The organism is Blautia luti (genome assembly GCF_033096465.1).
GTDB classification, from domain to species: Bacteria; Bacillota; Clostridia; order Lachnospirales; family Lachnospiraceae; genus Blautia_A; species Blautia_A luti.
Genome location: NZ_AP028156.1, coordinates 3,373,353 through 3,389,441, shown reverse-complemented (window position 1 = coordinate 3,389,441; position 16,089 = coordinate 3,373,353). Strand labels below are relative to the sequence as shown.

General features: G+C 41.1%; 13 protein-coding genes. 10 read left to right on the top strand and 3 right to left on the bottom strand.

Features of this window, described 5'->3' with window-relative positions; all coding sequences use genetic code 11:
* Positions 1 to 27: 27 nt before the first annotated feature.
* The 6 genes from R8695_RS15695 (at position 28) to R8695_RS15670 (ending at position 8,326) form a co-directional block, all read left to right on the top strand.
* On the top strand, positions 28 to 1,860 hold the full coding sequence (locus R8695_RS15695) for a cache domain-containing sensor histidine kinase (protein WP_154779486.1): 1,833 nt from the start codon (positions 28 to 30) through the stop codon (positions 1,858 to 1,860).
* Entirely contained in the window at positions 1,860 to 3,473 is a 1,614-nt protein-coding gene (locus tag R8695_RS15690; protein ID WP_154779487.1) for a response regulator transcription factor, read from the top strand. Before R8695_RS15695 ends, R8695_RS15690 begins: the two co-directional genes overlap by 1 nt.
* 227 nt (positions 3,474 to 3,700) lie before the next feature.
* The gene (locus tag R8695_RS15685) at positions 3,701 to 4,996 is read left to right on the top strand and encodes an ABC transporter substrate-binding protein (protein ID WP_008705247.1); all 1,296 of its coding nucleotides are present in this window, start codon (positions 3,701 to 3,703) and stop codon (positions 4,994 to 4,996) included.
* Between the two features lie 99 nt (positions 4,997 to 5,095).
* Positions 5,096 to 5,980, top strand: a complete 885-nt coding sequence (locus R8695_RS15680) for a carbohydrate ABC transporter permease (RefSeq protein WP_008705245.1) — start codon at positions 5,096 to 5,098, stop codon at positions 5,978 to 5,980.
* On the top strand, positions 5,977 to 6,816 hold the full coding sequence (locus R8695_RS15675) for a carbohydrate ABC transporter permease (RefSeq protein WP_008705243.1): 840 nt from the start codon (positions 5,977 to 5,979) through the stop codon (positions 6,814 to 6,816). Before R8695_RS15680 ends, R8695_RS15675 begins: the two co-directional genes overlap by 4 nt.
* A 118-nt stretch (positions 6,817 to 6,934) precedes the next feature.
* Positions 6,935 to 8,326, top strand: a complete 1,392-nt coding sequence (locus R8695_RS15670) for a GH32 C-terminal domain-containing protein (RefSeq protein ID WP_025580901.1) — start codon at positions 6,935 to 6,937, stop codon at positions 8,324 to 8,326.
* Between the two features lie 166 nt (positions 8,327 to 8,492).
* Here the strand turns inward: R8695_RS15670 and R8695_RS15665 are convergent, their stop codons facing one another.
* The gene (locus R8695_RS15665) at positions 8,493 to 9,716 is read right to left on the bottom strand and encodes a dicarboxylate/amino acid:cation symporter (RefSeq protein ID WP_154779488.1); all 1,224 of its coding nucleotides are present in this window, start codon (positions 9,714 to 9,716) and stop codon (positions 8,493 to 8,495) included.
* Positions 9,717 to 10,135: 419 nt separating this feature from the next.
* On the opposite strand from R8695_RS15665, the gene R8695_RS15660 reads away from it, so the two are divergent.
* The 4 genes from R8695_RS15660 to R8695_RS15645 are packed head-to-tail and all read left to right on the top strand — an operon-like array spanning position 10,136 to position 14,306.
* Positions 10,136 to 10,519, top strand: coding sequence for a DUF3783 domain-containing protein (locus R8695_RS15660; protein WP_154779489.1), 384 nt, complete (start codon positions 10,136 to 10,138; stop codon positions 10,517 to 10,519).
* A gap of 42 nt (positions 10,520 to 10,561) precedes the next feature.
* On the top strand, positions 10,562 to 11,683 hold the full coding sequence (locus R8695_RS15655) for a glycerate kinase family protein (RefSeq protein WP_154779490.1): 1,122 nt from the start codon (positions 10,562 to 10,564) through the stop codon (positions 11,681 to 11,683).
* A 29-nt stretch (positions 11,684 to 11,712) separates the two neighbouring features.
* Positions 11,713 to 12,648 carry a LysR family transcriptional regulator gene (locus R8695_RS15650; RefSeq protein WP_154779491.1) on the top strand — a complete coding sequence of 312 codons (936 nt, stop codon included), beginning with the start codon at positions 11,713 to 11,715 and terminating at the stop codon, positions 12,646 to 12,648.
* Positions 12,549 to 14,306 (top strand): beta-galactosidase, encoded by a 1,758-nt coding sequence (locus R8695_RS15645; protein WP_331669672.1) that lies wholly within the window; start codon positions 12,549 to 12,551, stop codon positions 14,304 to 14,306. Before R8695_RS15650 ends, R8695_RS15645 begins: the two co-directional genes overlap by 100 nt.
* Before the next feature lie 75 nt (positions 14,307 to 14,381).
* Here R8695_RS15645 and R8695_RS15640 read toward each other — a convergent pair whose 3' ends face one another.
* Together R8695_RS15640 and R8695_RS15635 are read right to left on the bottom strand one after the other, a co-directional pair.
* Entirely contained in the window at positions 14,382 to 14,924 is a 543-nt protein-coding gene (locus R8695_RS15640) for a prolyl-tRNA synthetase associated domain-containing protein (RefSeq protein ID WP_118509130.1), read from the bottom strand.
* Between the two features lie 96 nt (positions 14,925 to 15,020).
* Positions 15,021 to 15,947: an AraC family transcriptional regulator gene (locus R8695_RS15635; RefSeq protein ID WP_167829729.1), complete on the bottom strand. Its 927-nt coding sequence runs from the start codon at positions 15,945 to 15,947 to the stop codon at positions 15,021 to 15,023.
* Positions 15,948 to 16,089: the final 142 nt, after the last annotated feature.

Here is a 16,089-nt window from a genome sequence, read left to right as displayed (position 1 = left end):
TAAAGGGGCATTAAAGGGAAAAGAGAGATGAAAAATTTAAAGAAGTGGTATATTAATCTGTCGATACAGAGAAAAATTCTGTATTGTACGTTAGGGGTAGCATTGGTTGTTCTGTTGGCTGCCAGTGTTTCGCAGTATATGTCTGCATCTTCAATTGTGACAGAACAGACAAGGAAGCAGTCTGCGGGAGTGGTGAACGAGTTGTCGGTGAATTTGGATCATTATTTTGATATGGTGAGGAATTCATTTGAGTATATTGCAAATAACAATACGGTTCAGGAGGAATTGGAGTCTGATGAACCATATAAATCGGATGGCACAGAGCTGTATTCCTATTATTCAAGATCGGGGCAGATCAGAAGGCTGCTTTTGCAGGGATATACAAGTATTTATATGAATGATATCCAGCTGTATGGTTATAACGGAGCAAATCATCTGCTGGCAAATAATCATGAGATTCATGAAAAGACCGCTCAGATATCCTGTGAACTGGCGGAGCAGGCAAAAGGACGCTGTATTTATTATAATGCTTCTGAGGAAGGTCTGATGTATATGGCAAAGCAGATCAAAGATTCTCTGACTATGAAGCCAGTGGGAATATTGAGAGCATCTATTAAGCTGAGCTATCTGAAAAAAATGACGATCACAGCCAGAGATTCTTTGGCTGCACATATTTTTCTTCTGGACAATGACAAAAATGTTCTGATAGAGAGTGCAGAGAATGATGCGACAATCAGTGACAGAAGCTGGATAGAAAAAATATCAGGCAACACAGGAGAATTTCTGTTTACTGCAGATGGACAGGGTTATGACTGTGTATATCAGAGAAGTTCTGACACAGGACTTACAGTTGTAGGAATGATTCCTATGAGTTTCTTGCAGAAAACAGCCAGAGGATTACAGAAAACGACAATCATGCTTATTCTGGCAAGTTTGATGTTGTGTATTTTTCTTGCTAATATTCTGGCAAAGGGAATCGCTGGTCCGATCAAGCGTACAAGTAAAGCAATGCAGCAGTTTGCGGAGGGTGACTTTTCTGTCCGTCTTCCGGAAGGAAGAAGGGATGAGATTGGAGCCATGAATTCTGTTTTCAACCAGACGATAGAGAAAATAGAGCAGCTGATAAAACAGGTTGTGGAGATGGAAACAGTTAACAAAGATATTGAATTCCAGGCTTTACAGGCACAGATCAATCCGCATTTTCTTTATAATGTACTGGATACAATCAACTGGATGGCGCGAAAAAAAGGTGAGGATAATATTTGTCGTATGGTTACTTCTATCAGCAGTCTGATGCGTGCAAGTATCAGCAATAAAAGAAGTATGGTTTATATTCGTGAGGAAATAAAATATGTACAGGATTATCTTTACATACAGGAAACCAGATATGGAGATAAATTTACATCTTATATTGAAGTGGATGAGAGATTAAATGAATTAGAGATTCCGAAGATGACTATTCAGACACTGGTGGAAAATGCGGTGGTTCATGGTGTGGAAAATGCGACATGGGACTGTTTCCTTTATGTTTCAGGAGAAATTACAGATGGAATGGCAGTATTTACAGTAAAGGATGATGGCGTTGGAATGTCACAGGAGCAGTTGGAGAAATTGATGGGGACAGAGGAAGAGCCAGATCATGAAGCAGAGCGGACACATACCCATCTGGGAGTATATGCGGTGAGAAAGAGACTGGATTATGTATATCAGAACAAAGCAAGGATGAGCATTACATCAGAACCGGGGAAGGGAACACAGGTAATACTGGAAATTCCGATGAACGGTAATGTCGGAGTTACTTACAGGAAATACGATGAAACTGTAAATGAAAATAACAAAAAAAGGGGAGACGAGAGATAATGGAATTGCAGGTAATGATATTAGATGATGAATATATTATTCTGGATGGTTTATGTTCGTTTCCATGGAGCGATTATGGATACCGTATATCCGCAACTGCAAGGAACGGATTGGAAGGGCTGGAGAAACTGGAGCAGGCGAAACCGGATCTGATCCATACAGATGTGAAGATGCCGGGAATGGATGGACTGGATTTTGCAGAAAAAGCACATGAGATTTATCCCAATGCGGTTATAGTGATACTGACAGGATATGACAGTTTTGCCTACGCTCAGAAAGCAATCAGCATTGGTGTGGAAGAATATCTTCTCAAACCGGTGGACTATGATGAGTTAAAGGCAATGGCTGCCCGGATTGCCGGAGAAATTCATGCAAAGAAGGAAAAACAGCAGGAAATCCGGGATTTGAAGAAATATTTCAACAGGTCAGTTCCGCAGCTGAGATCCAAATTTGCGGGAAATCTTCTGTATGGAAGAATCCAGGGAAAAGGAGTTGTAAAAGAGCAGGCAGAATCTCTGAATCTGACAATAGAGAAATATATTGTGTGTGTAGGGCGAAAAGTTGTTGGAGAAAATAAAATCCATACAGGAGATAAATGGATAGAGGAATTTGCATGCATCAATATTTTTGAGGAAATTTTTAATGATTTTGGAATTCATGTTTTGAGCGATTATAATACAGCAACTGCAGAATATAATTTTATTCTTTTGTTTGAAAAGGAAGAAGAAAACGCAGTATGTATGGAAAAAGCATTGCAGGCATGCAGTAAGATACAGGTAGAAGTAGAACGGTATCTGAAAGCACATATGAATTTTGGATTGAGCGATGTAGAAGTGGACGAATATCAGGCAAATGCACAGTACCGTAAGGCACAGACAGCATGCAGGCAATGTGTTTATCTGGGTACGAATATCATACTCAGATACGAAGATCTGCAATATGAAAAACAGACAGACTTTGTGATTACTTCCGGTGAAAAAACACATTTTATGATGACTTTGTTTCAGGACAGTTTTGAGAAAGCGGAGGATGAACTTCATCAGATGTTTCGAAACGCACCGGAAGATGTATCTCCGGTGAAATTTGCAGCAATGGATTTACTTTTGGGATGTATGAAATTTCCATATATCTGTGCAGTTGACAGTGAAATTCATAATAAAAACTGGAATCTTTCTGTGCTTCAGGATGGAATAAAAAGAATCTGTCAGTGCGAGAACACAGAAGAGGTGTTGAATTGTCTGCTGAATCTGTTTGGAACGCTGATTAAACAGAATACAGAAGGAACTGATGAACGGAACCGGAAACTGGTTCAGAGTGTTCTTTCTTACATTGAGAAGAATTATTCAGGAGATTTATCTATGGATGATCTGACTGAGAAATTCCATGTAAGCAGAACCTATATCAGCCGCCTTCTTAAGAAATATGCCGGAAAGAGTTTTCTGGAATATCTGACAGATGTCCGGTTCCAACAGGTGGAGAAACTGATTGCAGATAATAAATATAAACAATATGAAATCGCAGAAATGGTAGGATACAAAGACTTTGGATACTACATAAAAGTATTCAAAAAGCGTTACGGCATTACGCCCAATGAATTCAGGAAACATATATAAACAACGAGGTTAACTGTATCAGGTAAGTCATTTAACCGAATCAGGCAAGCAGCGAGGCGGATGATTTTATCTGCCTGACGATAGAACAGGAGATTTGTGCACAGTATAAAATTTGTGCACAAATCTCCTATTTTTACTTTTATTTCCAATTGTTTATAAAAGGCAAAAAGACTAAAATAAAATCATCAAGAACGAGGAAACACAAATTAAAAGGAGGAAACAAGTAAATGAGGAAAATGAAAAAAGTGTTATCACTTGCCATGACGGCAGCTATGACAGCCAGTCTTCTGACAGGCATGGGAGCAGTTACAGCTTCTGCGAAGAAATCGGACGATGGAAAAAGAACGAAGATTACTGCTTTATTAAAAGGTACAGAGTCTACAGAACAGTATAAGACATTTGATTATCTTCTTAAAAATTTCTGTGATGAAAAAGGTCTGGATTATGAAATTGAACTTGTAAACGATATGCAGGATTATTTTACAAAACTCCAGATGTATATTAACAGTGATACACTTCCGGATATTTTTGGATGCCCGAACGGAACACTTTCTAAAGCATGCAAAGATATTGATGCACTGGTTAATGTGGGAGATGAACTTGAAAGAAACGGATATGATGAGAAATTAAATGGTGCGATCAGAGATTTCCTTACAGATGCAGACGACGGAAATATGTATCTCTTCCCACAGGGATTGTACTGTGAGTATTTTATGTACAGAAAAGATATCTTTGAAAAAGCAGGAATCAAAGATGCTCCGACAACATGGGAAGAATTTGAAGAAGATTGCCAGAAAATTGCAGATCAGGGCGAGATTCCGGTTATTGTGGGAGGTTCTGATGCATGGCAGCTGATGAGATATCTTTCTTTCTCACCATGGAGAGTAACTGGTCCTGAATTTATTGAGGGTTATCAGGCTGGAACAGATTCTTTCAGTGACAATGAGTCTGCAAAATATGCAGTAAATCTTCTTTCTGATCTTGGAACAAAAGGTTATTTTGAACCAGGATTTGCAAGTGTAGATTTTACCTCTGCATGTAACTTATTCTTTGGTGGTTCCGGTGCAATCTTCTATACAGGCTCCGGACAGATCAGCCTTGCAGAAGAAATGTATGACAATGGTGAACTTGGATTCTTCCCTGTGCCGGATACAGAAGGAATGGACAATATGTCTACTAACGTACCAGTTCATGCAGGTTTTGCGGAAGGATTTAATAAGGCAACATATGATGATACAATGCAGGAATTCTTCGATTATATGTGCGAAAACTTTACAGATGCATGCTACAATCAGGCACAGGTTTTCTCACCGTTTAATGAAGAACTTCCGGAAGGACTGCCACAGCTTTACTATGATACACAGCCAATGTTTGAAGATGCAGAAACAGCATGGACTTCCTGGGATGATAAACTGGATTCAGATGTAATGACTAAAATTGTTGATGAACAGCAGCAGCTTGCTCAGGGAATCATAAAACCGGATGAATTTATTAAGACCTGTGATTCTCTGGTAAAGAAATAAAAAAATTTAAGCAGTAGTCTGGAGACTGGCAAAATTTTTGTCAGTCTCTTTGAAAGAAAAGACATAAAACAATTTGATTTTCGGAAAGGAGGGAGCCTCGTGCAGAAAGCATTTGGAAAAAAATCAGTAATTTTCTTATTTATTTTTCCGGCATTTCTTATCTATACGGCATTTGTAATCGTGTCCATTGTATGGGCCGGATATTACAGCTTCTTTGACTGGAGCGGTGTTGGTGAAAAGGTATTTGTAGGCTTCAAAAATTACATTGAACTTCTTACACAGGATGATGTTTTCAGATCTACTGTATGGCATACACTGATTTATACAGTGATCAATGTTGCAATTCAGGTATTTGGAGGTTTATTATTTGCGATTCTCCTCAGTCGTATTAAAAAAGGAAGAGTTGCTTTACAGACTCTGTATTATATTCCGGTAGTTATCTCTTCTGTAGCGATTTGCCAGATTTTTACAAAGTTATTATCAGTAACTCCAACCGGTATTGTGAATCAGGTATTATCATTCATCGATCCATCTCTGAAACTGATGGAGTGGATTTCCAATCCTCAGATTTCACTGTATGTAACAGCTTTTGTAGAAGCATATAAATACCTGGGACTGTATATGGTTATCTTTTATGCAGCACTGATCGGTGTTCCGGATGAACTGGGAGAAGCAGCACTGATCGATGGAGCATCAACATGGCAGGAATATCTTTATGTAAGAATTCCTTATATTAAACCGGTTATCATTGCAAACTGTCTGCTGGTACTGAATGGTTCCCTGAGATCTTTCGAGTTCTCTTATCTGTTAACACATGGAGGACCGGGAAATGCTTCTGAACTTATGACAACTTATATGTATAAACAGGCGTTCAGCAGTATGAAATATGGTTACGGAAGTTCTGTAGCGATCATGATCGTAATCATCTGTATGGTAGTTGGAATGTTATTCCGTAAATTCACAGGAGGAGGGGATGACGAATGAAAAAGAAAAAACCAACCATTCCGAGCATCATTAAATGGGTTATAGCATTAATCCTTGTTGTGATGCAGGTTTATCCTTTCTTCTATGTATTTACTTCAAGCTTTAAGTCACTGGATGATTTCAGACAGTTACCGGCATATGCACTCCCGTCAAAATGGGTGCTGACAAACTTTATCAATGTTTTTACAAAAAGCCATATGCTGACTTATTTTAAAAACAGTATCATTGTTTTGATCGGTGTATTGATTCCTCTGCTTTTATTTGCATTGATGGCTGGATTTGCATTAAGCAAAATCAAATTCAAAGGCAGAAAATTTGTCCTTAATTATTTCCTTCTTGGATTGATGCTTCCTATGCAGGTTGCACTGATTCCATTGTTTACTATTTTTAATAAGATGGGACTGATCAATACATACCCGGCAATTATTTTGCCACAGATTGCTTTTTCACTGTCTTACTCCATTCAGCTGTTTTATTCATTCAGCAAATTCTTCCCTGAAGAAATGCTGGAAGCAGCGATCATTGATGGATGTTCACCGATAGGATGTTTCTTTAAGATGGTGGTTCCGATGTCACTGAACTCTATTATTACAGTAGCAACCATGCAGGCAGTATTCTGCTGGAATGAGTATATTAATGCTTATACATTTACCAGATCTACAGATATGAAAACCATTACACTTGGTTTAAATGACTTCGTAGGAAGCATGGGACTGACAGACTGGGGTGGTACATTTGCAGCCATCACTGTAACAGTACTTCCGGTATTTATTTTCTACTTCTTCAGCAGCAAGAAGATGCTGGCAGGTATGACAGCAGGTGCAGTAAAAGGTTGATAATATGCAAGAATTACCTGATAACAGTAGTTTGATTTATGAGTAAATAACAGGTTTGCCGGAAAAGTACAAGCAGGCCTGTAAAGTGAAATAAAGTATAAAAAAGGAGATTAAGACTATGCAGAAATTATACTATCAGTTCCCGGGAACATGGTTTGGCGATTGCATGCCATTTGGACATGGAGATAAATTCTATTTATATCATCAGAGAGATACCAGAAAACCGGGACCATTTGGAGAACCATTTGGCTGGGATCTGGCAACAACTTCTGATTTTGTACATTACGAAGATAAAGGTGTGGCAATTCCGAGAGGAACAGATGAAGAGCAGGATCAGTTTATCTTTGCAGGAAGTGTTTTCGAGGCAGAAGGACAGTATCATATTTTCTATACAGGTTATAACCGTGATTATCCGGCACTTGGAAAACCATCTCAGGTTCTGATGCATGCATACAGCGATGATCTTGTAACATGGCACAAAACTCAGGATGCACTTACCTTCACTCCACAGGAAGGCTATGACCCGGATGACTGGAGAGATCCATGGGTGATCCGCGATGAGGAAAATGATCAGTATCTGCTGATTCTTGGTGCAAGATTACAGGGACCAAAGACAAGACAGACAGGAAGAACTGTTAAATTCACATCTAAAGACCTGAAAAACTGGAAGTTTGAAGGAGATTTCTGGGCACCGGATCTCTATACTATGCATGAGATGCCAGACTTATTTAAGATTGGTGACTGGTGGTATCATATTGTGACAGAATACAGTGACAGAAGTAAAATGGTATACCGTATGAGCAAGAGTCTGGAAGGTCCATGGATCGCACCGAAAGATGATGCATTTGACGGCAGATCTTATTATGCAGGACGTACTTTTGAACTGAACGGACAGAGAATCCTCTTTGGCTGGGTTGCTACCAAGGATCAGGATGATGATGACAATAACTTCATCTGGGCAGGAACATTTATGGCACATGAGGTTTACCAGAGAGAAGATGGAACCCTTGGTGTAAGAATTCCGGAAACTGTATGGAATGCATTTGATAAAGAAGAAAAGACAGAAGATTTTGTAATTGATACTCCAACTAAGAGTACAGAAAAAGTAGTTGCAAAAGATACAGGAGATATCTTCAAATTCGAAGCAGATGTGGAATTCACAGAAGGAACTAGAACTTTCGGTGTGAGATTCTATGAAGATGAGGATAAAGCTGAGTCTTACCAGTTCGTATTTAATGTAACAGAAGACAGATATGTATTTGAGAAAAAACCAAATTGGCCATGGCCTGCAAACCAGAATATCGGACTGGAGAGACCGCTGGAACTGGTACCTGGTAAGAAATACAATATCAAAATGATCGTAGATGATACAATTGCTACAATCTATGTAGACGGTGTTGCATTAAATGCAAGAGCATATAAACGTCCGGGAGAAAGTCTGTCACTCTTTGCTTCTGAAGGAAGCCTGAAAGTAACTAACTGTAAGGTTACAACCGGATTAAAGAAATAGAGACAGACAGCAATTTAACCGATAAACCGTGGAGCAGTTATTCGGTGTAGAGTAACGTGACGAAGAGATTGCTGTAAATAAAAAAGTTGCTGTGCGTTTCAGTTATAGAAATGCACAGCAGCTTTTTTGCGTTAAGTCGATTGGAAACAACAGATTTAGGGGTTGCTTAATCTTCTAATTTAATCTTCTCCTTAAGGACCACACATCCTGCCATGTCTCCGATAACATTAACGCAGGTTGCACCCATGTCGCAGAGTGTATTGATGCTGATGTAAACGCCCATAACTCCTGCAGGCAGACCTGCCATGGTTGCCAGGGCTGCGAAGGATGCGATGGCACCGCCCGGGATTCCCGGGGTTCCTACTGACAGGAGTACGTTTGCCAGAAGGATTATGATCATCATGGAAATGCTTACGCTAATTCCGCATGCATTGGCGAAGAACATGATCATGAATGACATCAGGATGGATACGGCATCCATGTTTACAGTAGCGCCAAGAGGAATGGCAATATTTGTGATCTTGTTGGATACGCCCATTTCGTCTTCCATACGCTGTTTACTGATTGGAATGGTCGCTGAACTGGAACAGGTTCCGAATGCGTTCAGAGCTGCAGGAAGCATTGCTTTGAAGAATTTCACAGGGTTTTCTTTGCCGATGAATTTCACGGAGCCGCCGTAAATGACCAGGGCAAATCCGAAGAATGCCACATACAGGATGATCAGCTGAGTTGCCAGTGAAATGATGGTTTCTGTACCGTTGGCTTCTACAACAGGAACGATAGTACAGAATACACCGATAGGTGTGAAGTACATAACTGTGCTGATGACTTTCAGACAGACTTCGTTACAGGAATCGATGACTTTCAGAAGTGCAGTACCCTTTTCGCCGATGGCGATAAGTGTGAAGCCTACGATGACTGCGAATACAAGTACCTGAAGCATATTTCCGTTTGCGAAAGCTGCAACCGGATTGGATGGGATCAGGTTTTTGATGGTATCCAGAATGCTGGTCATCTCAGTTGCCTGGATGTCGGAAGTTGCCATCTCGAATTTAACACCTTCGCCAAGATGGATCAGTCGCGGGATGATCAGTCCTGCCAGGCTGGCAAGTGCTGTGGTGCACAGGAAAAAGATCATGGCGCCGGCTGTGATCTTGCCGGTTGTGCGGGCATTACCGATGCTGGAGATACCCATGATAATGGAACAGAAGACCAGTGGAAAGATCATCATGTTCAGGGCATTCATGTAAATGCTTCCGATAAGGCTTGTGATGGCAAGTACCGGTTCGAAACGGTTTGCCAGAAACAGTCCGGTAATGATACCAAGGATCAGACCGGTAAAGATTGCTGCGGTAATATGTTTTTTATACCACGAATAGAATTTTTTCATTTGTTCCCTCCCTCTTTATTTTCGTTTACTGATATGAAAAATAGCACGACACTACTTTATCACAATAGTGTGTGAATTACAATATTTCCCGTTGCTTTCTTATTTGAGCAGTCTTTTACATTACTGTTTATTTCATTTTCAGTAACGCAGTCAAAATTCATTCCAGATTGCCTGTAGCAATGGGATTTTGACTTGTATGTCTTGGGAGAGTAGTATGTGAACAGTAATTTGCATGTTTTTATTCTGCAGGGTGTTTTGTTGAGAATGGATGAAAGCACAGAGTATGTGTTATTGTCAGGTGCAGGTGAAGAGGGTATAATAGTTGTAATTATTTAATCAAATCAAGGAAGACCCTGCTTCAATTGTAAAGAGCAATAAGTAGTAGGTGGGGACTTACTTGTATCAGAAGGAGTGTTTATATGAAACCAACTATTTTATTAATAAATTTTCAGGATCAGCAGAAGCTTCGCAAGTTAAAGATGGCATTACTGCCTTTTAAGATACGTTTAAAAACTGTAGAACCCCAGGACTATAGTCAGCCAATCGGATATCTGGCAGGAGTGAAAGAGGTTTCTCAGGTGCAGATTCCATCAGCGCTGATCCCTCAGGAGCAGATGGAGAAGGAAATGCTGATCCTTGCAGGAATTACCGGGAATCTGTTTGACCAGGTGCTCTATACCTTGCGGAAAGCAGGTACACCTGTGGATTATAAGGCAGTTCTGACGGAGCATAATCAGAACTGGAACTGTATGCAGCTTTATAAAGAACTGGAGAAAGAACATAATATGTATCATCCGTCCTAGAGCAGTCCTGGTAAATAACATGGATAGTTGGAGGTTTAAGTTATGAAGGTTGTAGTTGCAGTTGATTCATTTAAGGGAAGTATGACTTCCATGGAAGCAGGAATGGCTGTCAAAGCAGGTATTCTTGCAGCAAAAAAGGACGCAGAAGTGATCGTAAAACCTCTGGCTGACGGTGGAGAGGGAACTACGGATGCGCTGATCGAAGGTCTGAAGGGAGAACGTGTGGATGTGACAGTTACAGGTCCTTATCATGAGCCGGTTCAGGCATATTATGGATATCTCAGGGAAAGTAATACCGCAGTCATGGAAATGGCAACAGCAGCAGGTATCACACTTTCAGATAAGAAGGAGCCTATGACCGCTACCACCTATGGAGTGGGAGAACTGATCCTTCATGCAATCGGCAGAGGTATCCGCAACTTCATTATCGGTATTGGCGGAAGCGCCACTAATGACGGTGGAGTGGGAATGCTGAGAGCCTTTGGATATAAATTTCTGGATGAAAAGGGAGAAGATGTAGGGGAAGGTGGACAGGCACTTGCAAGGATTGCATCTGTAGAAATTTCAGACAAGAAGGAACTTCTTTCCCAGTGTAATTTCAGGATTGCCTGTGATGTGACCAATCCTCTCTGCGGTTCTCAGGGAGCTACATATATCTATGGACCGCAGAAGGGAGTTACCCCCGATATCCTTCCGGTTCTGGATGCAGGCATGAAAAACTATGCAGAGGTTACTGCCAAAGTGATTGGTAAAGATAACCAGAATGCAGCAGGTGCAGGTGCGGCAGGCGGACTTGGATTTGCATTTCTGAATTATCTGGATGGAGAGCTGACACCGGGAATACAGCTTATTCTGGATGCTGTCCATGTGGAAGAGGAGATGAAGGATGCAGATGTGGTTGTAACAGGCGAAGGTTGTCTGGATCATCAGACTGCCATGGGGAAAGCCCCGGTTGGTGTTGCAAAGCTTGGTAAGAAATATGGTGCAAAAACCATTGCATTTGCAGGAAGCGTTACGAAAGAGGCGGTTGCCTGCAATGAAGCAGGAATAGATGCTTTCTTTCCAATTGTACGCGGAATTTCCACGCTGGAAGAAGCAATGGATCCGGACACCGCAAAAGCAAATATGGTTGCAACTGCAGAGCAGGTATTCAGACTGCTATAGAAAAATTAATCATATAAGGGAGAAACCATATGACATTAACACAGATGAATTACATCATCACAATTTCCGAAACCGGTTCATTGAATAAAGCTGCGGAGGCGTTGTATATTTCCCAGCCTTCTCTGACCAATGCAGTGAAGGAGCTGGAGAAGGAGCTTGGTATCATTATATTCAACCGTAGCGGCCGTGGTGTGACGCTGACCAATGACGGGACAGAATTTCTGATGTATGCCCGTCAGATATACGGACAGTATGAAAGTGTGGTTGAGAAATACAGTGAGGGTGGTTCCTATAAGAAGAAATTCGGCGTTTCCACCCAGCATTATTCTTTTGCAGTGAAAGCATTCGTGGATATGGTGCAGAAGTTTGATGTGTCGGAATATGAATTTGCCATCAGGGAGACAAAGACTGCAGATGTGATCAGTGACGTCAGCACCATGAAAAGCGAGGTGGGAGTACTCTATCTCAGTGATTTCAACAGAAAGGCACTGTTAAAGCTTCTCCACTCTGCGAATCTGGAGTTTCATCATTTGATTGACTGTCAGGCATATGTATATTTGTGGAAAAATCATCCACTGGCAAATGAGAAATCTATCAGCTACAGCCAGTTGGCAGAATATCCCTGTCTGTCCTTTGAACAGGGAGATAAGAGCAGTTTTTATCTGTCAGAGGAAATTCTGTCTACCAATGAATATTCCAGAACAGTTAAGGCTTCGGACCGGGCGACTATGCTGAATCTGATGGTAGGACTTAATGGCTATACCCTGTGTTCCGGAATCATCTGCGAGGAGCTGAATGGCAGTGACTATCTGGCAATTCCCTTCGAAGGGGATGAGCAGAACCAGAACAGTGACATGGAGATCGGATATATTACCAGAAAGAATTCAATTCTCAGCAAGGTGGGGAATTTGTATGTTTCTTCGCTGAAGAAATACCTGGAGCAGAATACTGTTTCTGCGGAGTAATAAAAAAGAATTACAGAAAGCAGAGGAATATTGATTTCCGGATTTGCATATGCTATAGTGCCTGTAGGCAAAAGGATAATGCAGGTAAAAATGTTCAGGAGAAATTTGTAAAATATCTCCGTAAGAAATTCAATAATGATCTGGATGCCATGAATTATGAATTTGGTCTGGATTACTGGAGTAACCGTATCAATGCATGGGAAGATTTCCCAGACGTAAGAGGAACTATCAATGGAAGCCTTGGTGCAGAGTTCGAGAAGTTCCAGAGAACACTGGTAGATGAGTTTTTAGGCTGGCAGGCAGATATTGTAAATGAATACCGCAGAGAAGATCAGTTTATCACCCATAATTTTGACTTTGAATGGCGGGGATATTCCTATGGAGTACAGCCTGATGTAAACCATTATCATGCAGCGAAAGCACTGACGATTGCGGGCACAGATATTTATCATCCAACACAGGATGATCTGACAGGGGCAGAGATTGCATTTGGCGGTGATATGACACGTTCTTTAAAGAGAGATAACTATCTTGTTCTGGAAACAGAAGCACAGGGTTATCCGGGATGGACTCCTTATAAGGGACAGCTCAGACTTCAGGCATACAGTCATCTGGCAAGCGGTGCAAACAGTGTGATGTACTGGCACTGGCATTCTATCCATAATTCTTTTGAGACATACTGGAGAGGACTTCTCAGCCATGACATGCAGGAGAATGCACCATACCGTGAAGCCTGCATCATCGGAAACGAATTCTCCAGGCTTGGAAGCCATTTGGTAAATCTGAAGAAGAAAAATGATGTTGCCATTCTTGTAAGCAATGAAGCATTAACAGCTCTTGAATGGTTTGGAATCGAAGCAACCGCAGCAGGAGATAACGGCATTGGATATAATGATGTGGTACGCTGGCTTTATGATGCGCTGTTTAAGATGAATATTGAGTGTGATTTCGTATGGCCGGAATCTGATAATCTTGATCAGTATAAAGCAATCTTTGTTCCGGCACTCTATGCCGCACCGGATGAACTGCTGGAAAAACTGAAACAGTACACGGCAAATGGCGGTACATTGGTGGCAACGTTCAAGACCGCATTTGCAAATGAGAATGTTAAAGTAAGCCATGAAATGCAACCCCATATTCTGAGTAAATGTTTCGGCATCAGCTACCAGCAGTTCACTTTCCCGAAGAATACAGGGCTGTCAGGAAGCATTATCAATGGAACTGCAAAGGGAGCAGATGAAAAAGCTGAAGCAAAAGTATTTATGGAATTATTAATGCCTCAGGAAGCAGAGGTACTTGCATCCTATGACCATTATAATTGGAAGGAATACGCAGCGATCACCAAGAACCATTATGGAAAAGGAACTGCTATCTACATCGGCTGCATGACAGATGACAACACCTTAAAAGCAGTGATCACAGAAGCTCTTAACAGTGTGGAAGTAGAAATTCCGGAATACAACTGGCCGGTGATCATAAGAAAAGGCAGCAATGATCTGGGAAAATGTGTCAGATATATCCTGAACTACTCTGCAGAAGAGCAGAACGTGGTATATCACGGCGCAAACGGAACAGAATTATTTTCAGGAGAAGCTGTACAGGACGGAGAGACGGTCACAGTTTCACCATGGAATGTTAAGATTGTAGAAGAGGCATAATTGGCACAGGATGCCGCCTGATCATCTGTTTTGATGGTCTGGCGGCATCTTTTTTGTTTTGGGTATGGTTATTTCTTATTCTCCCAGTAACCTCACATATCGCGGTTCATGGTGTACAGCCGGGAGAAATGTTTTCAATATATCGTCTGTTTTGATACAGAGGCTGGAAGTATTAATACATGGATGGCATCCGAGATAAGGATGTTCCAGCAAGTCTTCGTCGATGAGAAGCTGTACTTTGTTATCCTTATCATTCATCAGTCCCATAACACTTACGGATCCTGGTGTGATGTCCAGTAATTCTTCCATGTGTGCTCCATTCGCAAAAGAAAGACGTGCAGTATTGATCTGAGAAGAAAGCTCTTTTGTCTTAAATTTCTTATCACCAGGCATCAGCAGGAGATAAAAAGCTGTTTCCTGTCTGTTGCAGAGAAACAGGTTCTTACACATATGTGTTCCCATCAGTTTGTCAATATCCTGGCAGGCTTCGATTGTCATTGCCGGTTCATGGTCTACTCTCTGATAAGAAATCCCAAGAGAATCCAGCAGATCATAAACGCGGATTTCCTTTTCCAACCGTCCGGCTTCATCAGCAGGACGTCCGTTTAATAATTCCATTTTTCTGTTCCTTTCGTTAAATATTTTTAGTTATAGTAATCTGCAAAAATTGCAGCATAGTAACGTGAAAAAGACAATATAGTCAGGTATCACGGTTCATATTGATGTTTTGCTGTTATTGTTCACAGAGTGAACAGTAACGTTTTGTTTTCTGTATTTCTGTGGGCTGCAGCCTTTGATTCTGGAGAATACTTTGGCATAGTAATTGGAATCTGTGAAGCCGGATTTCAGGGCTACTTCCATGATGCTGTCACCGGAACTGAGGAGAAACTCCAGACTTCGCTCTACGCGGTATTCTTGCAGGAATGTAAATAAAGAAACATTCATATAACGCTTGAATAACCGGCTGCACTCGCTCTCACAGAGATGGATCTCTTCTGCGATGTCTTTCATCTGGATCTTGTTCATGTAATTATGTTCCAGATAATCCATAATCTCACGCATCCGGTTACGCTCCAGTTTACTGTGTTCTGTGTAGGGAAGATCCCCGGGGAGGTTCTGCAGCATACAGCGCCACAATTTCTGCAGGGTTCCGGTGATATCCAGTTCATAGAACTCCTTCTTTTCCTCATACAGACGAATGATCTCTTTTACATAATCTGCGAAAAGCTTGTGCCAGGGTTGTGAATGATCAATATAAATCGCCGGAATGGAAAAGTTCTGTAAAAAAGGTTCTACGTACTTTCTGCGCAGTACACTTTCATAGGCTCCATAGATGATCTTTGGCAGAAAAGTGATGGACACATATTTGCCATCCTTCATATCTTCCATGAAACCTGCGTGGAGAACATTGGCATTTCCAAGGAGAATATCACCGGTGTTCATATGATAAGTGCATTGGTGTACTTTATAAAGGATCTGGCCTTCCAGAACAAGGGTGATCTCTATTTCCGGATGCCAGTGCCACAGAAAAGAACCGGATTTGTAGCCGGAAAGCTTCTCATAGCTCACAAGCAGAGGAAATTCATCGCTGCCATGTTTTTTCAGTTCTTTCTGGGAGGTGTCGGTTATGATCTCAGCCACTATGTGTTTTCTCCTTTCTGCAGTGATCAGGCGGTCTGGTTAAAGTCATTGTACGCTGTTTTCCAGAATAACGCAAGATTTTACTATTTTCTCCTTAGATTATCAAGGATTTTCCTGTTGCAGCAAGATATACTAGACTTTA